This is a genomic window from Thermogemmatispora sp. (genome assembly GCF_042408735.1).
GTDB lineage: Bacteria > Chloroflexota > Ktedonobacteria > Ktedonobacterales > Ktedonobacteraceae > Thermogemmatispora.
Genome location: NZ_JBHOQV010000136.1, coordinates 127261 through 141546, shown reverse-complemented (window position 1 = coordinate 141546; position 14286 = coordinate 127261). Strand labels below are relative to the sequence as shown.

Sequence of the window (14286 nt, the reverse complement as noted above, 5' to 3'; positions counted from 1 at the left end):
TGGCCTCTGGAAGCGGGCGATATCAGCCGCTGGTGGGCGGGCAACTACGGCTCTCTCCAACAGCAGGTTGCTTTCTGAAGCTGAAGCGGCGGGCAACGCCCGCCTTCTCTGGAGCCAGTTGCCAACTTTCGCCAGATCTCATGCTAGCAGGCAGTTTGTCATGAGAGGGAGGAGAGCAGGGGATGCATCCATCCGAGAGTCCAGATCAGTCACGCCCGCGACGGAGCCTCTTTGATCCTATCTGGCAGCAGCAAAGCGCGCCGAATGCCGCTGACTTGTCAACGACCAGCGCCCTGTCCGGTCAGGCGATGGGAGAAGAGGCGTCAGCAGCAGCAGGCAATGCCTGGCCAGGACGGGAAGAGACCACCGCCTCTGGTCTGCCCGGCTCGCGCCCGATGCGCAAGCTCGGTCTGCTGAGTGCGGCTCGCCTCCAGGCTGACGCGAGCATATCACCAGGCTCTGTAGCAGGTGAGACCCAAGCGCCTCAGAGGCCCTTCTCGGGTGAGGGGCTACCCTGGCAGACTCAGGTGTCTGCCGCCGGCTCCAGCCCGACGGCTCCGTTCCCGTCGGAACCTGCTAGCTTTTTCTCGCCCTCTCCTGGCGGTGGCTCTCTGCCCGAGGCCAGTACCTCCCCGATGGGCCTGGGTCCGCAGGTACCTTTCCCGTCGCAGGGAGGGATGCAGGCTCCCTCGCTGCCTGGCTCAGGCTCAGAAGCCTCAGAGGTCCAATTGCCTTTTCCTGGACCGGGACCAGCTTCCTTCGCGGGCTTCTCTCCAAATGTCACGCGCGTTCTGAACCCATTAACGGGACCACTCCCGGGAACGACGGGGACCTTTACAAGAACGACGACCGGCGCCTTGGGAACCTCTCCTTTCGTCGAAGCGGGCGGCAACAAGAACACTGCAGCTCTGGCGGGGGCCTTGCGCCTGGTGCAGATTCCTGTCGCTGGTCAGCCGGGACGTTATGTGACCAGCATGTTACCGGTCCTGACGGAGCCAACTCCCTCCTCTACCGCTCAGGGCGCCGCGCCTCAGACGACCTTCTCGCCAGCCTCGCTGTGGAAGCAAAAGAGGAATCTGCTCCTCTTGCTGTGCGTCCTGCTCGTGGTGCTGACCGGCTCCGGCATCCTGATGTTCGCTCGCCTGCATGCCAGCCCGGCGCCCCAGGTGAGAAAGGGGGCCGTTACCGCCCTGGCCCCAACAGCTACGGCCACGGTCAAGGGCACCCCAACACCTACGGTGATCATGGAGGACCCGCTGGACCAGAATATCCATAACTGGCCTGTGGCCACGACTGGCTCACGCCTCTTCGTCTTCAAAGACGGAGCCTACCACATCATTAACAACGACGATAACAACATGGCGGTGGCCATCCTGCCCGATGCGCCTGGCCCGCTGCTGAGCACCTCGCTGGCCTATACCTTGACGATGGAGGAGATCAAGGGAGATGATGGCTCGATCAATAACCAGTTTGGGATGATTATCCGCTACAGCCAGCAGTCGAAAGGGGGTAAAGTAACGACGCAGTTCTACGCCTTCGAGGTGCGCAATACCAGCGATGGCGAATACCAGTTCTGGAAGTTTAATAGCGCTGCGGCGGAAGATAACCGCTGGACAAAGATCTGGTCGAAGAGCTTCGGCAAGGAATACCACCAGGGGCATGGATCAAAAGCCATCAATGTTCTGAAAATCGTAGCTAGCGGGAAGAACTTCACGTTCTACATGAATGGTAAGAAGGTGGGAACGGCTCAAGATGGCTCGATCCCGTCCGGTTCGCTGGGACTGCTCGTGAACCTGAAAGGAACGGAGGTGGCCTTCTCTAAGCTGCTCGTGACAACCCCTTGAGCTGATCGTTTTCTAGTAACGGGGAACGGTAAGTCGTTGTTCCTGCTCGAAATTTGCCCACTTGTGGGCCTGTGGCTGGAGGCAGTATTTTGAGAACGATCTTTGTCTGGCTGACGCTGATTATCACGGCTTTCCTGTTCTTGCTCAATCTCGGGCTTGTAATTGTCTTTCGTAAGCGGAAGAAGACAGAGGTGCTCTCCTATATCGGCGCCGGCCTGATTGAGCTGGCTGTCTTCTGTGTGGTACTCCTCTTTCACCTGGGCGTGCTGACCTCGATTCCCTTTCACCTGCCGCCCGATCTGAGCTTCAACCGTGCGGAGATCGCGGCAGCCCTGGCGCTGGGCATCGGCCTGTTCCCGGCAGCCTATTGGCATCGGGTTTCTATGGCCCAACTGCGCGCACGCATGGAGCAGGATGCCAAGCTGATGAAGATGCGCAGCGATGGCGGCGTGCGCATCAAAACCCCCGAGGAATGGATGACCTGAGCAGGGAGCGAGCGGCCGCAGAGCCGCTGCCCCTCCTTCTTTCGTCCTTTCGTCCCAAGACGACTGCTGGCCGTCCGCCCGCCACTCGATAAGAGGTTGTAAAAGCAAAGCATGCTCTGCTGCTCACCGCTCTCTTGACTCGCGCTTGCCCTGGAGCGTCAGGCGCCTCTTCTGCACTGAGGCTGCTCCTCTCAGTCAGAAGACCAGCAAGCTCTGACCCGCCTTCTTTTTCCTCCCGCCAGGGCCTGTCGGCAGCGAGCATGCTTTTTCTCTCCATGCTCTCCCGTCTTGCTTATGGTGCTCACACTCCCCTATGGCGTTGGAGCCGGCCGCTCTGCCTGCGTCTTTCTATAGCGAGAGGCTCCTTTCTCCCTTGATATTGTCGTTGTCCTTGACAAAGGGGGTCTCCGCGTGTTATACATTATAGCAATTAGTTATAACAAGAGGGGGTAACAGCATGCATGCTGATCCTCGGCAGTTTGCCGTAGCCAATCCGTTTGGACAGGGAGCAGCAGGACCGCAGGAGGAGGAGGCGATCGTGACCCGTGATCTCGTGCGCGTCTTTGGCCAGAAAGTGGCGGTCAATCACCTCAACCTGGTGGTAAAGCGCGGCGAGTTCTTCGGTTTTCTGGGGCCGAACGGGGCTGGCAAATCGACAACGATCAAGATGATGGTTGGTTTGCTGCGGCCCACGGCTGGCCAGGTCTGGGTGGCTGGCGTTGATGTCTGGCGGCAACCGCTGCAGGCGCGTCGCCTCATGGGCGTACTCCCTGAGCAGCTCAACCTCTATGAGCGCCTGACTGGTCGGGAATTCTTGACCTTCACCGGCCACATGTATGAGCTGTCAAAGGACGAGATCGGGCGGCGCTCCCATGAGCTGCTTCGCTTGCTGGCCCTGGAAGAGGATGCTGATAAGCTCATTATTGACTATTCGGTAGGCATGCGCAAGAAGATCGCTCTGGCAGCGGCCTTGATTCACAACCCGCAAGTCCTCTTTCTGGATGAGCCATTCGAGGGGATCGATCCGGTCAGCTCACGAGTGATCCGCGATATTCTGCAAGACCTGACCAGACGTGGAACAACGATCTTTTTTTCTTCCCATATTATGGAGCTGGTCGAACGACTCTGCTCGCGGGTGGGCATCATCAATCAGGGAGTACTGGTAGCCGAAGGCTCCCTCCAGGAGCTGCGTGCTCGAGCCAGCGGCACGGGCGATGTGCCGCGGGATGCCACGCTCGAAGACATCTTCTTGAACGTGATCGGTGTGCGCAACGAGGAGCATAACCTGAGCTGGCTTGAATAAAGAGGAGATCCTCCATATGACATCTAGTTCGTCATCTGGCGCTTTTAGAAATCTAAGACTTGATCCCCAGAAGCTGCGTTGGCTGCTGTGGTTGCGCTGGCGCCTCTTTGTTCGTGGCATGACGCGCAATTCTCAGAGCGCTATCACCTTCGTCATCTCTTTCTTATTGGTGACGATCTGCTGCGGTGGCGCGGCCTTTGCCTCTCTGATGAGCTATCGCCTGGCGATGGCTCCGAGCAACCTGGAGCTGCTCTATGTGATCCTCACTGTGATCACGGTGCTTTGGATCCTTCTGCCGGTTTTCCAGTATGATCAGAATGAAGGGCTGGACATCTCCAAGCTGCTCCAGTTTCCCCTGACGCGCGGGGAGATGATGGTGGGCCTCCTCATTTCCCAGTTGATTGACGTGCTGAGCTTTGGGCTGCTGCTGTTGCTGATCGCGGTTGTGGCGGGCTTCACCTTCTCGCCCGGGCTACTCCTTGTGAACAGTGTGGCCATGCTTATCTTTCTGGGATTCGTGGTCAGCTGTAGCCAGCTTGTCATAGCTCTCCTCTCAGGTCTATTGCGGAATCGGCGCTTCCGTGACATCAGCTACCTGGTTATTATTCTCGGCTTCGCTCTCTTTTACATTGCTCAGCAGCTCTTGCTGCGCGGCGTCTTCCTCGAGAGCGTGGGCAGGAGCTTGAGAGAACGCCTCTATTCTCCTTATCTGTCCTGGCTACCGCCGGGTTGGATCGCGCACGCCATCGAGGCCGCGACAGTTGGCAACTGGCTGGCCTGTCTCGGCTGGTTATTGCTGGCCCTGGCGCTGACCTTTATGATGCTCTACCTCTGGCAAAGGGTCATGGTGCGCATCATCACTCAGCCTGAGGTGGGAGGGGAGAGGCAGGTCAGGCGTCCCCTGGAGAGGGCGAGGACCCCCGTCTCTCGTCCGGCGGCCTTGGGCGCGCTGGCGGCTCCGGGACCGGTTCAGGCCCAGGTTGGTGCCCCCTGGTTCTCGCGTTTCATCTCGCCGCAGACACTTGCCCTGACTATCAAGGAGCTGCGCTACTTCCGGCGCGATCCGCAGTTGCTCGGGCAGTTGATCATGCCCCTGGTCTTTGCCTGCGTGGCCTTAATCGCTCCTTTCATCGGCAGAGGCGGCAGCTACTCATCGGCGGATAGCTGGTTCCTGCTCTTCTATCCTCCTTTCATCGTCTTTCTCTACCTGGTGATACTCTCGCTCAACTCCCTGGGATTGGAGCGCAAGCCGTTGACGGTTCTCCTCCTCTATCCGATAAAGCCGGAGCGTGTTTTCTTTGGCAAGAACCTGGCCGCCCTGATCCCTGGTCTGGTGATCTTGCTGTTGATGTTGGCCTTCGAATGTCTCTTTCTGGGCCTCTGGCATCTCCTGCTGCCGTTTCTGGTAGTGGGGCTGGCCAGCATTGGGGTAGTGCTTGGCTGGGGCAATCTCGCCTCCGTCTTCTTCCCACAGCCAGTGATCCAGAGACGCGGCTTGCTCCTGACAAGCTCTTACGGCTCCAGCAGCGGTGCTGGCTGTACCCGCGGTTTCCTGCAGCTCCTGGTACTGGCCATCACCTTGATCTCGCTGGCTCCGGCCATTCTTGCCATGCTGCTCCCGCTCTGGCTCAACATGACCTGGCTCTGGGTGGTGGCTATTCCCGCCTCGCTGGGCTATGGTCTTGCTTTTTATCTGGTTCTCACGCGCCTGGTGGCTGCGCCGGCGCTGCTGCGTCGAGGACCGGAGATTCTGGAGATAGTGGCCCGCGATTAGAGAGAGAGAAAGAACAGAGAAGAGGGAGCGACTGCCCGAGCTGACCCCTCGTGCCGTCCTCCCTCTCCTGCAAGAGAGGCGGACGGCACAGCGTTCGGCTGCTGGAGGGTCAGGCCTTACTTGCCATGCTGAGTCTCCCCTTTGGCTTTCTGGTTTCGTTCCAGGCGCAGGCGCAGCCAGAAGAAAAGCGCTGGCCCAAGGATCACCAGCCCGATCAAGACGTAGAGAGCCGCCGTAATGAACTGGTTACTTGACTGTGTCGAGCTGGGTGTGGTCCCCAGGGCGGGTGGGTAGAGACCCGTAATCACGAAGTGGGGAGAGCCGCCGACGTGAAAGATCTTGATGATCTGGCGTGCCGGGATGTCGAGCATGGCTACATCGCCGTTGGCCAGGGCCACAAAGCCAAACTGGCCATCGCTGGTGATGGCCACAGCCTGAGGGGAGGCGCTGAAGGTGAAATGATGATCTGGCTCTGGCGGTGGAGGGCTGCCCGGCACGATGGGAGCCAGGACGTAGAGCTGATGGCTGGCCTTGTCTGGCACATAAATATCGCCCGTGATGGCGTCGTAATCCATAGCGCCGAAATCTCCGCCGCGAAAGAGCGTTGGGTAGATCTGGCGCGTACCCAGGTTGACGGCGATGATGCTATGCTGGCGTGTGCTGACGTAGGCAATCGAGCCGAGAGGGATGGTAATCGAGAGCGGTCCCTGGGGAACAGGAACGGTAGCAAGACGCTGACCCGAAGAGTTATAGACAGCAAGTGCCTGGCTCTCTGAAACCCAGAGCTGGTTGCCCTTGCCGCCCGAGATACCGCTCCCAACCACGGCTACGGCCAGGCCGGCGACGTTGCTCGCCGCGCGTATCGTCCTTAACAGCGCGCAGTTCGTGGGATCGAGCACGCTGATCAGCGGAGCCTCGGGGCCAGCGGCGTAGAGCAGGTTGGCCCCGGGGTCAAAGGCCACAAAGGTAGGTGCACCCGAGACATGGGCCGAGCAGAGCACCTGCCCTGTGCGAGCGGCGATCATGCTCACACTGCCCAGGCCAGGCTGAGTCACATAGAGAAAGCGCCCGTCCAGGCTGAGGTAGGTCATCTGAGGATCGCCCGCCAGACGGATCGAGGTCTGGACCTGCTGCTTCACGATGTCGATCACGCCGATTCCGTTGCCCCCGCCCGCCACGTAGGCCAGGTTGGGTGCTCCCCCATCGGCTCGAGCCACCTGCGAACTACTCCATCCTGCAAGAAGGGTCAGGCTCACAGCTATCAGCAGGGAGAGTCGCAGGCTCATCAAAAAAGCCGATCCTCGTCCTCCAACAGATATGCGCATAGTCCCGTTCCTTATTTATTTGCTTGTTGGGTTAGGCCCTTGTCTACCGGTGCTGGCCGGAGCATGCTGGACTGGTTCTTGTTGGCCTGTCCTGATCGACACTCATCCAGTGCTGCCTGGCGTAAGCGACTGCCAGTGCGCTCCGCTCCCTTGACCACTGAGCAGATAGACCGCCGTTGGGTAGGAGAGCGAGAGATAGAGCTGGTAGGGATCGAGAGGATCGACGGCCAGCTCGCTCAAATTGCCCCGGATGGGCGGCAGGGCTGTCCAACTCTGACCAGCGTCGGTGCTGCGGTAGATGTTGGTAGCGGTTTTGCCGTAGAGGATGTGGGCATTGCTGGGTGCAGCGACCAGGGAGGTCAAAAGAAAGAAAGAGTTGGCGCCCGTGCTGCGCGTAAAGGTCCGGCCACCGTCACGCGAGAGATACATGCCGGCATCGCCGCTGGCGTAGATTGGCTGGTTGGGGCCGGCGGTAGTCGCATCGAAGATGCCGCCATTGAGGCCCACAATCAACTGCCAGTGTGCCCCGCCATCGCTACTCAGGGCCATGCCTGCGCTGCTATAGACTAGCAGATGGCCCGGCTCCCCTGGCAGGGCTAACAGGCCGGTGATCACTGAGAAAGGTAGCCTGCCAGCTTCGCGAAAGTGGCTTCCTCCGTCGTGACTGACGAGCAGACCATGCTCCTGGCGATCCGAAAGATAGATATAGACTTCATCGGGACTCTCGTTGCCGGCGGTGGCCAGGAAAATGGTTGTCTGGGTCAGGCTGGCGCTGCTGACCATCAGGTGCCAGGTTCGCCCCTGGTCCTTGCTCATGTAGAGGCCCGGTGTACCGCGAGCGTTGCTCACATTGGGGTAGGTCAGCACGTAGAGACGCTGCGGATCAAGAGGACTGGCCGTCAGCGAGTAGGTCATCAGGTCCTCCATAATTTGGCCGCGCCCACCGGCGACCTCCTGCCAGTGCCGTCCACCGTCGCTGGAGCGGAAGAGGCCATAATGGGTGGCCAGGAGCAGGACGTGAGGGGCAAGGGCGAGCAAGGAGTGGACATGGTTGGCGGCGCTGCCAAAGCCGTTCTTCTCTGGCGCCACCGTAGGGGTTGAGGGCGTCGGAGAAGCTGCCCCGCTGCCCGGCACCGTGCAAGCCAGCATACCCGCCGATAGTAGGGCCAAGAGCAGAAGGGCCAGCGCCACTGACTCGGCCTGTCTCCGAAAACGTCGCCGTGGGCCGCTCTCCAGGCCCTCCTTCCGCCCAGGAGAACGGCCTCTGTACCGTCCAAGCAGTGTAGCAGCCATTCTACGTTGTTCCCTCATTCATTAGAATGGAGTGAAGAACTTGATTTGAGCCTCGTGTAGCCTGTTATCTAGCGTGCGGATCTGCACGCGAGCCAGCCAATCGCCGCTCATAGTCAGATCGCCGTGGCCGCTAAAGCTGCCACCAGCTATTGGCTGCAAGTTCAGCACCTCGGTGCCCATATCCATATCGAGCATGTTGAGATACAGCGTCACGCCGACCTGCGTCGTTGGGCGCTGTGTCTGGCGATCGCTGACCTTAACAGTAAAAGTATTGGTACCAAAGCGGTTTGGTGAAACGGTCAGCGTGACCGTAAAACGACCATCGCTGGTAGCGACACTGGTCGTAAACGGTTTCGGAGTCGGTGTCGAACTCACCGTAGTGCCTGGCTGAGTGAGGGCCGTAGTAGGGGTCAGCGTGCCGGCAAAAACGTTCATTAAGCCCACACAGACCAGAACGCCCACGCCAAGCAGCGGTTCCCAGCGCAGTACAGTGGTCAGGCGAGCCGTGAGCCTGGTCAGGCGCTTCTCCCGCAGCTTCAACTGGCGCGTCCAGCGCTTCTGCCGCGGTGCCGTTTCTGGTTCCTCCGCGGTCCCAGCCCTGGCTGCCTGCTCGACCGCCAGATCTTGCCGGCCTGGCTCCAGACGTTCCAGACAGTAGGCATACTTGCGATATTCCCTTTTCAAGCGAGGACGCAGAAACAGCACATGGTAGGCGCTGGTCAGGAGCAGTGCACCTACCAGCACGATCTTGATCAGCAGCGCGCGCCCGTAGGCCGTGGTCAGTAGCTCTCCTGGTCCCGTCAGATGGAAGGAGGCGCTGAAAGGACCGGTGAGGGTCAGTAAGACCACGCCGACAATGGCCCAGGGGGAGTAATAGGGCAGAACGCTCGTCAGCGACTGCGCACGCAGGGGTGTCGCTTTCTGCTCTAGAAGAGGTAGATAGCATGTGACGATATAGAACATGCCACCGATCCAGAAAGCTGAACCGAGCAGGTGCAACCAGTCGATGAGGACAGAGAAGAGAAAAACGTTGCTGCTCACGGCAGCGGCATGGCTGGAGAGCGTCATTGCCCCGAAGAGGGCCAGGCCGAGCAGCAGATTCAGCCAGGCGCAGGCGCGTTCGACCCGGGCCGGGGGCCGAGGGGCCAGAAGCTGGTAGAGGGCCACCGCCAGGGCCAGCACAATGACCACCTCGCGCCCGAGCCAGAAGGTGCCGAAGCGGCTGCTCTTGACCATCTCCATTAGGAGCGAGGGAGCCAGCGCGCCGCTCCATTGGCCATTGCTCAGGAAGAGGGCCTGACCGATAAGCACGCCCAGATTGGCCAGCAGGAGTAGCAGCAGAGTAGGAACGGCAAAGCGGCGAACGAAGCGCACGGGCATCGATTGCCGGATGGCCTCAGCCTCGGGGCTATCGCTCTCCTCGCTGGTGGGGAGGGCCTCCAGCACAAAAAAGCGCCACAGCTGGGCCCCCACCCAGAAAATGGCTCCTAGCTCGCTCAAGGTCACCACAATCAGATTGAAAAGGCCGATGGCATCGATCTGGCCCGTATACAGGCTGCTCGTGTTGCCACCTCCGAGCAGGTCCTGACCAGGCGGAGGGGCATTTGCATTCAGGCGCGGTATCGCGCCATTGGGCTCGGCTATTGTGAACAGGAAGGAGCCGCGCAGAACGTGCCCGTCGACGTTGGAAACGCTGCGCCAGACGACCACATAGACATCGGGCGGCAGATTGGCCTTTAAGGCAAGATCAAGTTCACGGGGGTCGCCAGAGGAGACGTGAGCATCGCCTTTATCAACGCGCTGATTATGGCTGTTAACCACGGCGGCGCTGCTGAGGGCCGGATTCAGGTCCTCGCTGAACCACAGCCGAACCTCGGTGGGAGCGGCCCGCAAGAGGGCATCCTGGGAGGGATCGGAGCGCAGGAGTACGGCATGAGCCTCAACCGTGCCGGGCAGGCCCAGGAAAAGAGCCGCGGCCACGAGGACGGCGCCGATTACCAACTGCCAGCGGGCCAAGAGACGCAAAGCCTTGCTGATCAGCATTGTTCTATCCTCGGCTGCGTAGGCGTAGTCATAGCCTCGCTTGCTTTCTTCTCGTTCTTCTTCTATCTACTGTATGGATACGCAAACACGGCGGGAAAGAGCGCGGTGAAGCGAGAGAAAAAGAGATCTGCTTTGCCCCTGGTCAGGTTTCATTGTCCAATGATTGCCACGGGGTGTCAAGAGACGGGCGGCCTGGCTGACCTTGCCGCAGAGCGGCTGACGGAAGGCCCTGTCCGCGCCCACGGGGGGAGGCTCGACGCCTGCCGCTCGGGTAGGCTATAATAATACTGTATGGAGGAGAGCGCTAGCGATCTTGCAGAACTGGAAGCCCGATTACAGATTACCTTTCACGATCGACGATTGCTAGAGCGCGCACTGACGCATCATTCTTGCTGTCCTGAGACGGCCATCCGCGACTCGTACGACACGCTGGAATTTCTCGGCGATGCGATCATTAGCGCTCACGTCGTCGAATATATTTATCGCAACTTTCCGGAGGCCTCCGAAGGAGAAATGACCTCGCTCAAGTCGGAGGTGGTCAGCCGGCGCGTGCTCTCGCGTATTGGGCGCCAGCTTGGCCTCTTTGACTTTGTGCGTGTCGATACCGCCAGCCTGCGCACCTTTAATGAGCGCTCGCGCGATTCCCTGTGTACCGATGTCCTGGAAGCCCTGGTGGGGGCCATCCACATCGACCAGGGGCCGGAAGTTGCGCGTCAATTCGTGGCCCGCTGGATTCTTCCCGTGGTCAAGGATGTCCACAAGCAGCTTTTCAACAGCAACCCCAAAGGGCGCCTTCAGAACATCCTCCTCCAGCGCTCTGGCTGCCTTCCCCGCTATCGCGTGCTGCAGGAGGGAGGGAGCCGGAACGATCGCACCTTCACGGTTGGAGTCTTCGAGCACGATCTTCTGCTCGGCGTCGGCACGGCTTCCAGTATCAAGGAAGCGGGACGCCTGGCCGCTCTTGATGCTCTGCGTGCCCTCCAGCAAGGAGCAACTCCCGAAGCTCCCTCCTGAAGCAAGCCTTCCTCCACTGGCATCCTGGTACTGAAGCTACGACACCTTAGAGAGAAAGAGCGGGGAGGGGACCTTCTCGCGGATGAGCGAAGCAAGGGGGTTGCTTGCAGGGGTCGGGGTCCCATTGTAGAATGGTAGTGCTCGCTCAAGCAGGTATGCCTGAGCAGGCCGCCTGTGCTCTCCGATGACCGTCTGGTTCCCTTCCGGTCAGGGCTGTTCTTGTGGGCCTGGACCGAGCGAGCAGAGCAACAGGCACAGGTTTCAGCGAGGTTGGACAAAGGAGTCACCTTATGGCTGCAACTCGTCCCATTCGCGTGTTGGTTGCCAAACCAGGACTGGATGGGCATGACCGTGGCGCAAAAGTCATTGCCCGTGCCCTGCGCGATGCAGGCATGGAAGTAATCTATACGGGCATTCGTCAGACACCAGAGATGATCGTCGAGGCCGCCATTCAGGAAGATGTCGATGCCATCCTCCTGAGCATCCTCTCCGGCGCCCATATGGCCCTTTTCCCTCGCATCATGGAGCTTCTGAAGCAGAACGGCGTTACCGATGTGCTGGTGGCCGCTGGGGGGATCCTGCCCGATGAGGATATTCCCGCCATCAAAGCTATGGGTATCAAGGGCTGTTTTGGTCCGGGTACTCCCATTGAGCAGATCATTCAATTCGTGCGTGAAAATATCGATCCTGAGCGTCTCCAGGTAGAGGTGTAGGTGCGGCTTGCAAAACCAGAATCTGATCGAGCGTCTACTGAACGGCGACCGGCGGGCGTTGGCGCGAATGGTGACCCTGATCGAAAATGGGGTGCCTGGCGCACGCGATTGCCTGGCGGAGCTGCATCGGCACGCTGGACGCGCCCACATTGTTGGCATCACCGGGGCGCCCGGTGTCGGCAAAAGCACCCTTGTGACGCAGCTCGCACGCGAATTTCGCCGTCGCGGGCGGCGTGTGGCCGTGATCGCCGTTGATCCCACCAGTCCCTTTTCTGGCGGCGCCCTGCTCGGCGACCGCATTCGCATGATGGAGCTGGCTGGCGACCCTGGGGTCTTCATTCGCAGCATGGCCAGTCGCGGAAGCCTCGGTGGCCTCTCTGCTGCCACGCGCGATGTTGTGCGGGCTATGGATGCTGCCGGGTTTGATCCGATTCTCATCGAGACCGTCGGCACAGGCCAGGCCGAGGTTGAAATCATGCGTGCTGCCCATAGTGTCATGGTAGTCTGCGCGCCGGGCCTTGGCGACGAGGTCCAGGCCCTCAAGGCTGGCATCCTCGAAATCGCCGATCTGTTCGTCGTCAGCAAGAAAGACAAGCCGGGCGCCAACCAGACTGCCGCCGAGCTGGCCATGCTCTTGAGTCTGGCCCCTGACCGTCGTACGGCGGCCTGGCGCATCCCGATCATCTTAACAAGCGCCCTCAAAGGCGAGGGTATTGACCAGCTTGTAGAGGCCCTGGAGCGTCATCGCCACTTTCTGCAGGACAGTGGCCTGCTTCAACAGCGCGCCCGACGTCAGATCCGCAGCGAGATCGAGGCGCTGATCGTCCAAAAAGTACTGCAGCACCTTGAAGAGCGGGTCAGTTCTGACGAGTGGCAGCGCTTGCTGAGCGAGGTTAACGAGCGGGAACGCGACCCCTATAGCGTCGCGCGCGAGCTGGAGGCGCGCCTGGGCCTTCCTGGGTGAGCGTTCGCCTCAGGCGACTCCAGGCAAAGGGAAGAGAGAGCCATTCTAGACGGGAGAAAGGGTAAGAGCGAGGAGAGCATCTATGGTTATCATCGATCTGCGCGGGCGCGATCTTGTGCTGCTGCCTCCTGCTGGCTGGGAGGCCATCTCCCTGGATGAGCTTCGGAGGCGCCTTTTTGGGTCGCACCTGCCGGAGCGAGTGGCGGCCCAGCTCGCGCGTGATCGTCGTCACGGCTTCCTGCGTACCCTGCCTATCCATCTCACCGCCGTCAAGCGGGCGCTGAGTCTGCAGGGTATCCCTTTTCAGGTCGCTTTTGAGGAGCGTCCGGCCCTGCCCTTTCTCCCCGCGCTCACAGTAGAGGCGCGACCCTACCAGCAAGAGGCCCTGGAGCGCTGGCTGGCTGCCGAAGGAGCAGGTGTTGTCGTTCTGCCGACGGGGGCGGGCAAAACGCTGGTAGCGGCCCTGGCCATCGATGCCCTCCGGCTCTGGACGCTGGTGGTTGTCCCCACCATTGACCTGCTGCAGCAATGGCGGCTAGCGCTGGCCTCCATGCTGCAACTGGCACCGCAGGCCATCGGCCTCTTTGGAGGGGGCGACAAAGATCTGCAGCCGATCACGATCATCACCTATGACTCTGCGGCCCTCTATCCTCTGGAGCTGCGGCGCTTTGGACTGCTCATCTTCGACGAATGCCATCACCTGCCTGCCCCAACCTATCGGCAGATCGCTCTCAGCGCCTTCACTCCTTTCCGTCTCGGCCTGAGCGCCACTCCGGAGCGCAGCGACATGGCCCACCTGGAGCTGGAAGCGCTCATCGGTCCCGAGGTCTATCGGCGCAGCCCAGAGGAGCTAACGGCAGGCCGCTATCTGGCCCACTATCAAGAGATCCGTATCGAGGTAACCCTCCCTCCCGAGGACCAGCAGCGCTATGCCGAGCAGAGGGCCATCTATCGCGCCTTCCTCCGGCGCAGAAGGATCGCCATTCGCTCGCCCGAAGATTTTCAGCAGAAGCTCATCTTCCTGAGCGCTCGCGACAAAGAGGCCCGAGCCGCCATGCGAGCCTGGCGAGAGGCGCGTCACATCGCTCTCAATGCCGCCGCCAAGTACGAGCAGATCGAGCACCTGCTCAAGCGCCACGCCTGCGATCAGGTCATTCTCTTCTCCGAATACAACCAGGTCGTCGACGAAATCAGCCGGCGCTTCTGTCTGCCCAGTATTACCTACAAGACCCCCGCCGAGGAGCGGCAGCTCATTCTAGAGCGTTTCCGCTCTCGGCAATACACCAAGCTTGTTACCGGGCGAGTGCTCAACGAGGGTGTCGACCTTCCCGACTGTCGCATAGCCATTATTGTCAGCGGCAACAGCACCAGACGGGAGTATATCCAGCGTCTGGGTCGGGTCCTGCGGCCCAAAGAAGGGCAGGCTCTCCTCTACGAGCTGGTCACCAGTGGCACCACTGAAGAGGAAATAGCCCGCCGACGGCGCTCCTGATCTCCAGTCGAGAGAGCCATAGGCAGCGTGCGTGAC

11 protein-coding genes are annotated in these 14286 nt (G+C 60.3%); 8 read left to right on the top strand and 3 right to left on the bottom strand.

From position 1 onward, the window contains the following. The first annotated feature begins 182 nt into the window (after positions 1–182). The 4 genes from ACFMO7_RS14610 to ACFMO7_RS14595 all read left to right on the top strand — a co-directional run bounded on the left by ACFMO7_RS14610 (position 183) and on the right by ACFMO7_RS14595 (position 5406). Positions 183–1844 carry a hypothetical protein gene (locus ACFMO7_RS14610; protein WP_376796224.1) on the top strand — a complete coding sequence of 554 codons (1662 nt, stop codon included), beginning with the start codon at positions 183–185 and terminating at the stop codon, positions 1842–1844. A gap of 89 nt (positions 1845–1933) precedes the next feature. Next, positions 1934–2329, top strand: coding sequence for a hypothetical protein (locus ACFMO7_RS14605; protein WP_376796223.1), 396 nt, complete (start codon positions 1934–1936; stop codon positions 2327–2329). 457 nt (positions 2330–2786) lie between these two features. Further along, positions 2787–3632 carry an ABC transporter ATP-binding protein gene (locus ACFMO7_RS14600; RefSeq protein ID WP_376796222.1) on the top strand — a complete coding sequence of 282 codons (846 nt, stop codon included), beginning with the start codon at positions 2787–2789 and terminating at the stop codon, positions 3630–3632. Positions 3633–3648: 16 nt separating this feature from the next. Beyond that, positions 3649–5406 carry a hypothetical protein gene (locus ACFMO7_RS14595; RefSeq protein WP_376796221.1) on the top strand — a complete coding sequence of 586 codons (1758 nt, stop codon included), beginning with the start codon at positions 3649–3651 and terminating at the stop codon, positions 5404–5406. Positions 5407–5522: 116 nt separating this feature from the next. Here ACFMO7_RS14595 and ACFMO7_RS14590 read toward each other — a convergent pair whose 3' ends face one another. The 3 genes from ACFMO7_RS14590 to ACFMO7_RS14580 form a co-directional block, all read right to left on the bottom strand. After that, on the bottom strand, positions 5523–6731 hold the full coding sequence (locus ACFMO7_RS14590) for a YncE family protein (protein ID WP_376796220.1): 1209 nt from the start codon (positions 6729–6731) through the stop codon (positions 5523–5525). A gap of 102 nt (positions 6732–6833) precedes the next feature. Continuing rightward, positions 6834–8024 carry a WD40/YVTN/BNR-like repeat-containing protein gene (locus ACFMO7_RS14585; protein ID WP_376796219.1) on the bottom strand — a complete coding sequence of 397 codons (1191 nt, stop codon included), beginning with the start codon at positions 8022–8024 and terminating at the stop codon, positions 6834–6836. A gap of 21 nt (positions 8025–8045) precedes the next feature. After that, positions 8046–10067, bottom strand: a complete 2022-nt coding sequence (locus ACFMO7_RS14580) for a copper resistance CopC/CopD family protein (protein ID WP_376796218.1) — start codon at positions 10065–10067, stop codon at positions 8046–8048. Between the two features lie 291 nt (positions 10068–10358). Here ACFMO7_RS14580 and rnc point away from each other — a divergent pair, with 291 nt between their 5' ends. The 4 genes from rnc (at position 10359) to ACFMO7_RS14560 (ending at position 14250) form a co-directional block, all read left to right on the top strand. Next, complete coding sequence (gene rnc, locus ACFMO7_RS14575; RefSeq protein ID WP_376796217.1) at positions 10359–11081, top strand: ribonuclease III; 723 nt, start codon at positions 10359–10361, stop codon at positions 11079–11081. A 290-nt stretch (positions 11082–11371) separates the two neighbouring features. Then, the gene (locus ACFMO7_RS14570; RefSeq protein WP_376796216.1) at positions 11372–11794 is read left to right on the top strand and encodes a cobalamin B12-binding domain-containing protein; all 423 of its coding nucleotides are present in this window, start codon (positions 11372–11374) and stop codon (positions 11792–11794) included. A 7-nt stretch (positions 11795–11801) separates the two neighbouring features. Next, on the top strand, positions 11802–12758 hold the full coding sequence (meaB, locus tag ACFMO7_RS14565; RefSeq protein WP_376796215.1) for a methylmalonyl Co-A mutase-associated GTPase MeaB: 957 nt from the start codon (positions 11802–11804) through the stop codon (positions 12756–12758). Between the two features lie 82 nt (positions 12759–12840). Next, positions 12841–14250 (top strand): DEAD/DEAH box helicase, encoded by a 1410-nt coding sequence (locus tag ACFMO7_RS14560; protein ID WP_376796214.1) that lies wholly within the window; start codon positions 12841–12843, stop codon positions 14248–14250. The last annotated feature ends 36 nt before the right edge of the window (positions 14251–14286 follow it).

What these genes read in the sequence shown, in the direction of transcription:
- ACFMO7_RS14610 (WP_376796224.1), top strand. Translation starts at nt 183, where the DNA reads ATGCATCCATCCGAGAGTCCAGATCAGTCACGCCCGCGACGGAGCCTC.
- ACFMO7_RS14600 (WP_376796222.1), top strand. Translation starts at nt 2,787, where the DNA reads ATGCATGCTGATCCTCGGCAGTTTGCCGTAGCCAATCCGTTTGGACAG.
- ACFMO7_RS14595 (WP_376796221.1), top strand. Translation starts at nt 3,649, where the DNA reads ATGACATCTAGTTCGTCATCTGGCGCTTTTAGAAATCTAAGACTTGAT.
- ACFMO7_RS14590 (WP_376796220.1), bottom strand. Translation starts at nt 6,731, where the DNA reads ATGCGCATATCTGTTGGAGGACGAGGATCGGCTTTTTTGATGAGCCTG.
- ACFMO7_RS14585 (WP_376796219.1), bottom strand. Translation starts at nt 8,024, where the DNA reads ATGGCTGCTACACTGCTTGGACGGTACAGAGGCCGTTCTCCTGGGCGG.
- ACFMO7_RS14580 (WP_376796218.1), bottom strand. Translation starts at nt 10,067, where the DNA reads ATGCTGATCAGCAAGGCTTTGCGTCTCTTGGCCCGCTGGCAGTTGGTA.
- rnc (WP_376796217.1), top strand. Translation starts at nt 10,359, where the DNA reads ATGGAGGAGAGCGCTAGCGATCTTGCAGAACTGGAAGCCCGATTACAG.
- ACFMO7_RS14570 (WP_376796216.1), top strand. Translation starts at nt 11,372, where the DNA reads ATGGCTGCAACTCGTCCCATTCGCGTGTTGGTTGCCAAACCAGGACTG.
- ACFMO7_RS14560 (WP_376796214.1), top strand. Translation starts at nt 12,841, where the DNA reads ATGGTTATCATCGATCTGCGCGGGCGCGATCTTGTGCTGCTGCCTCCT.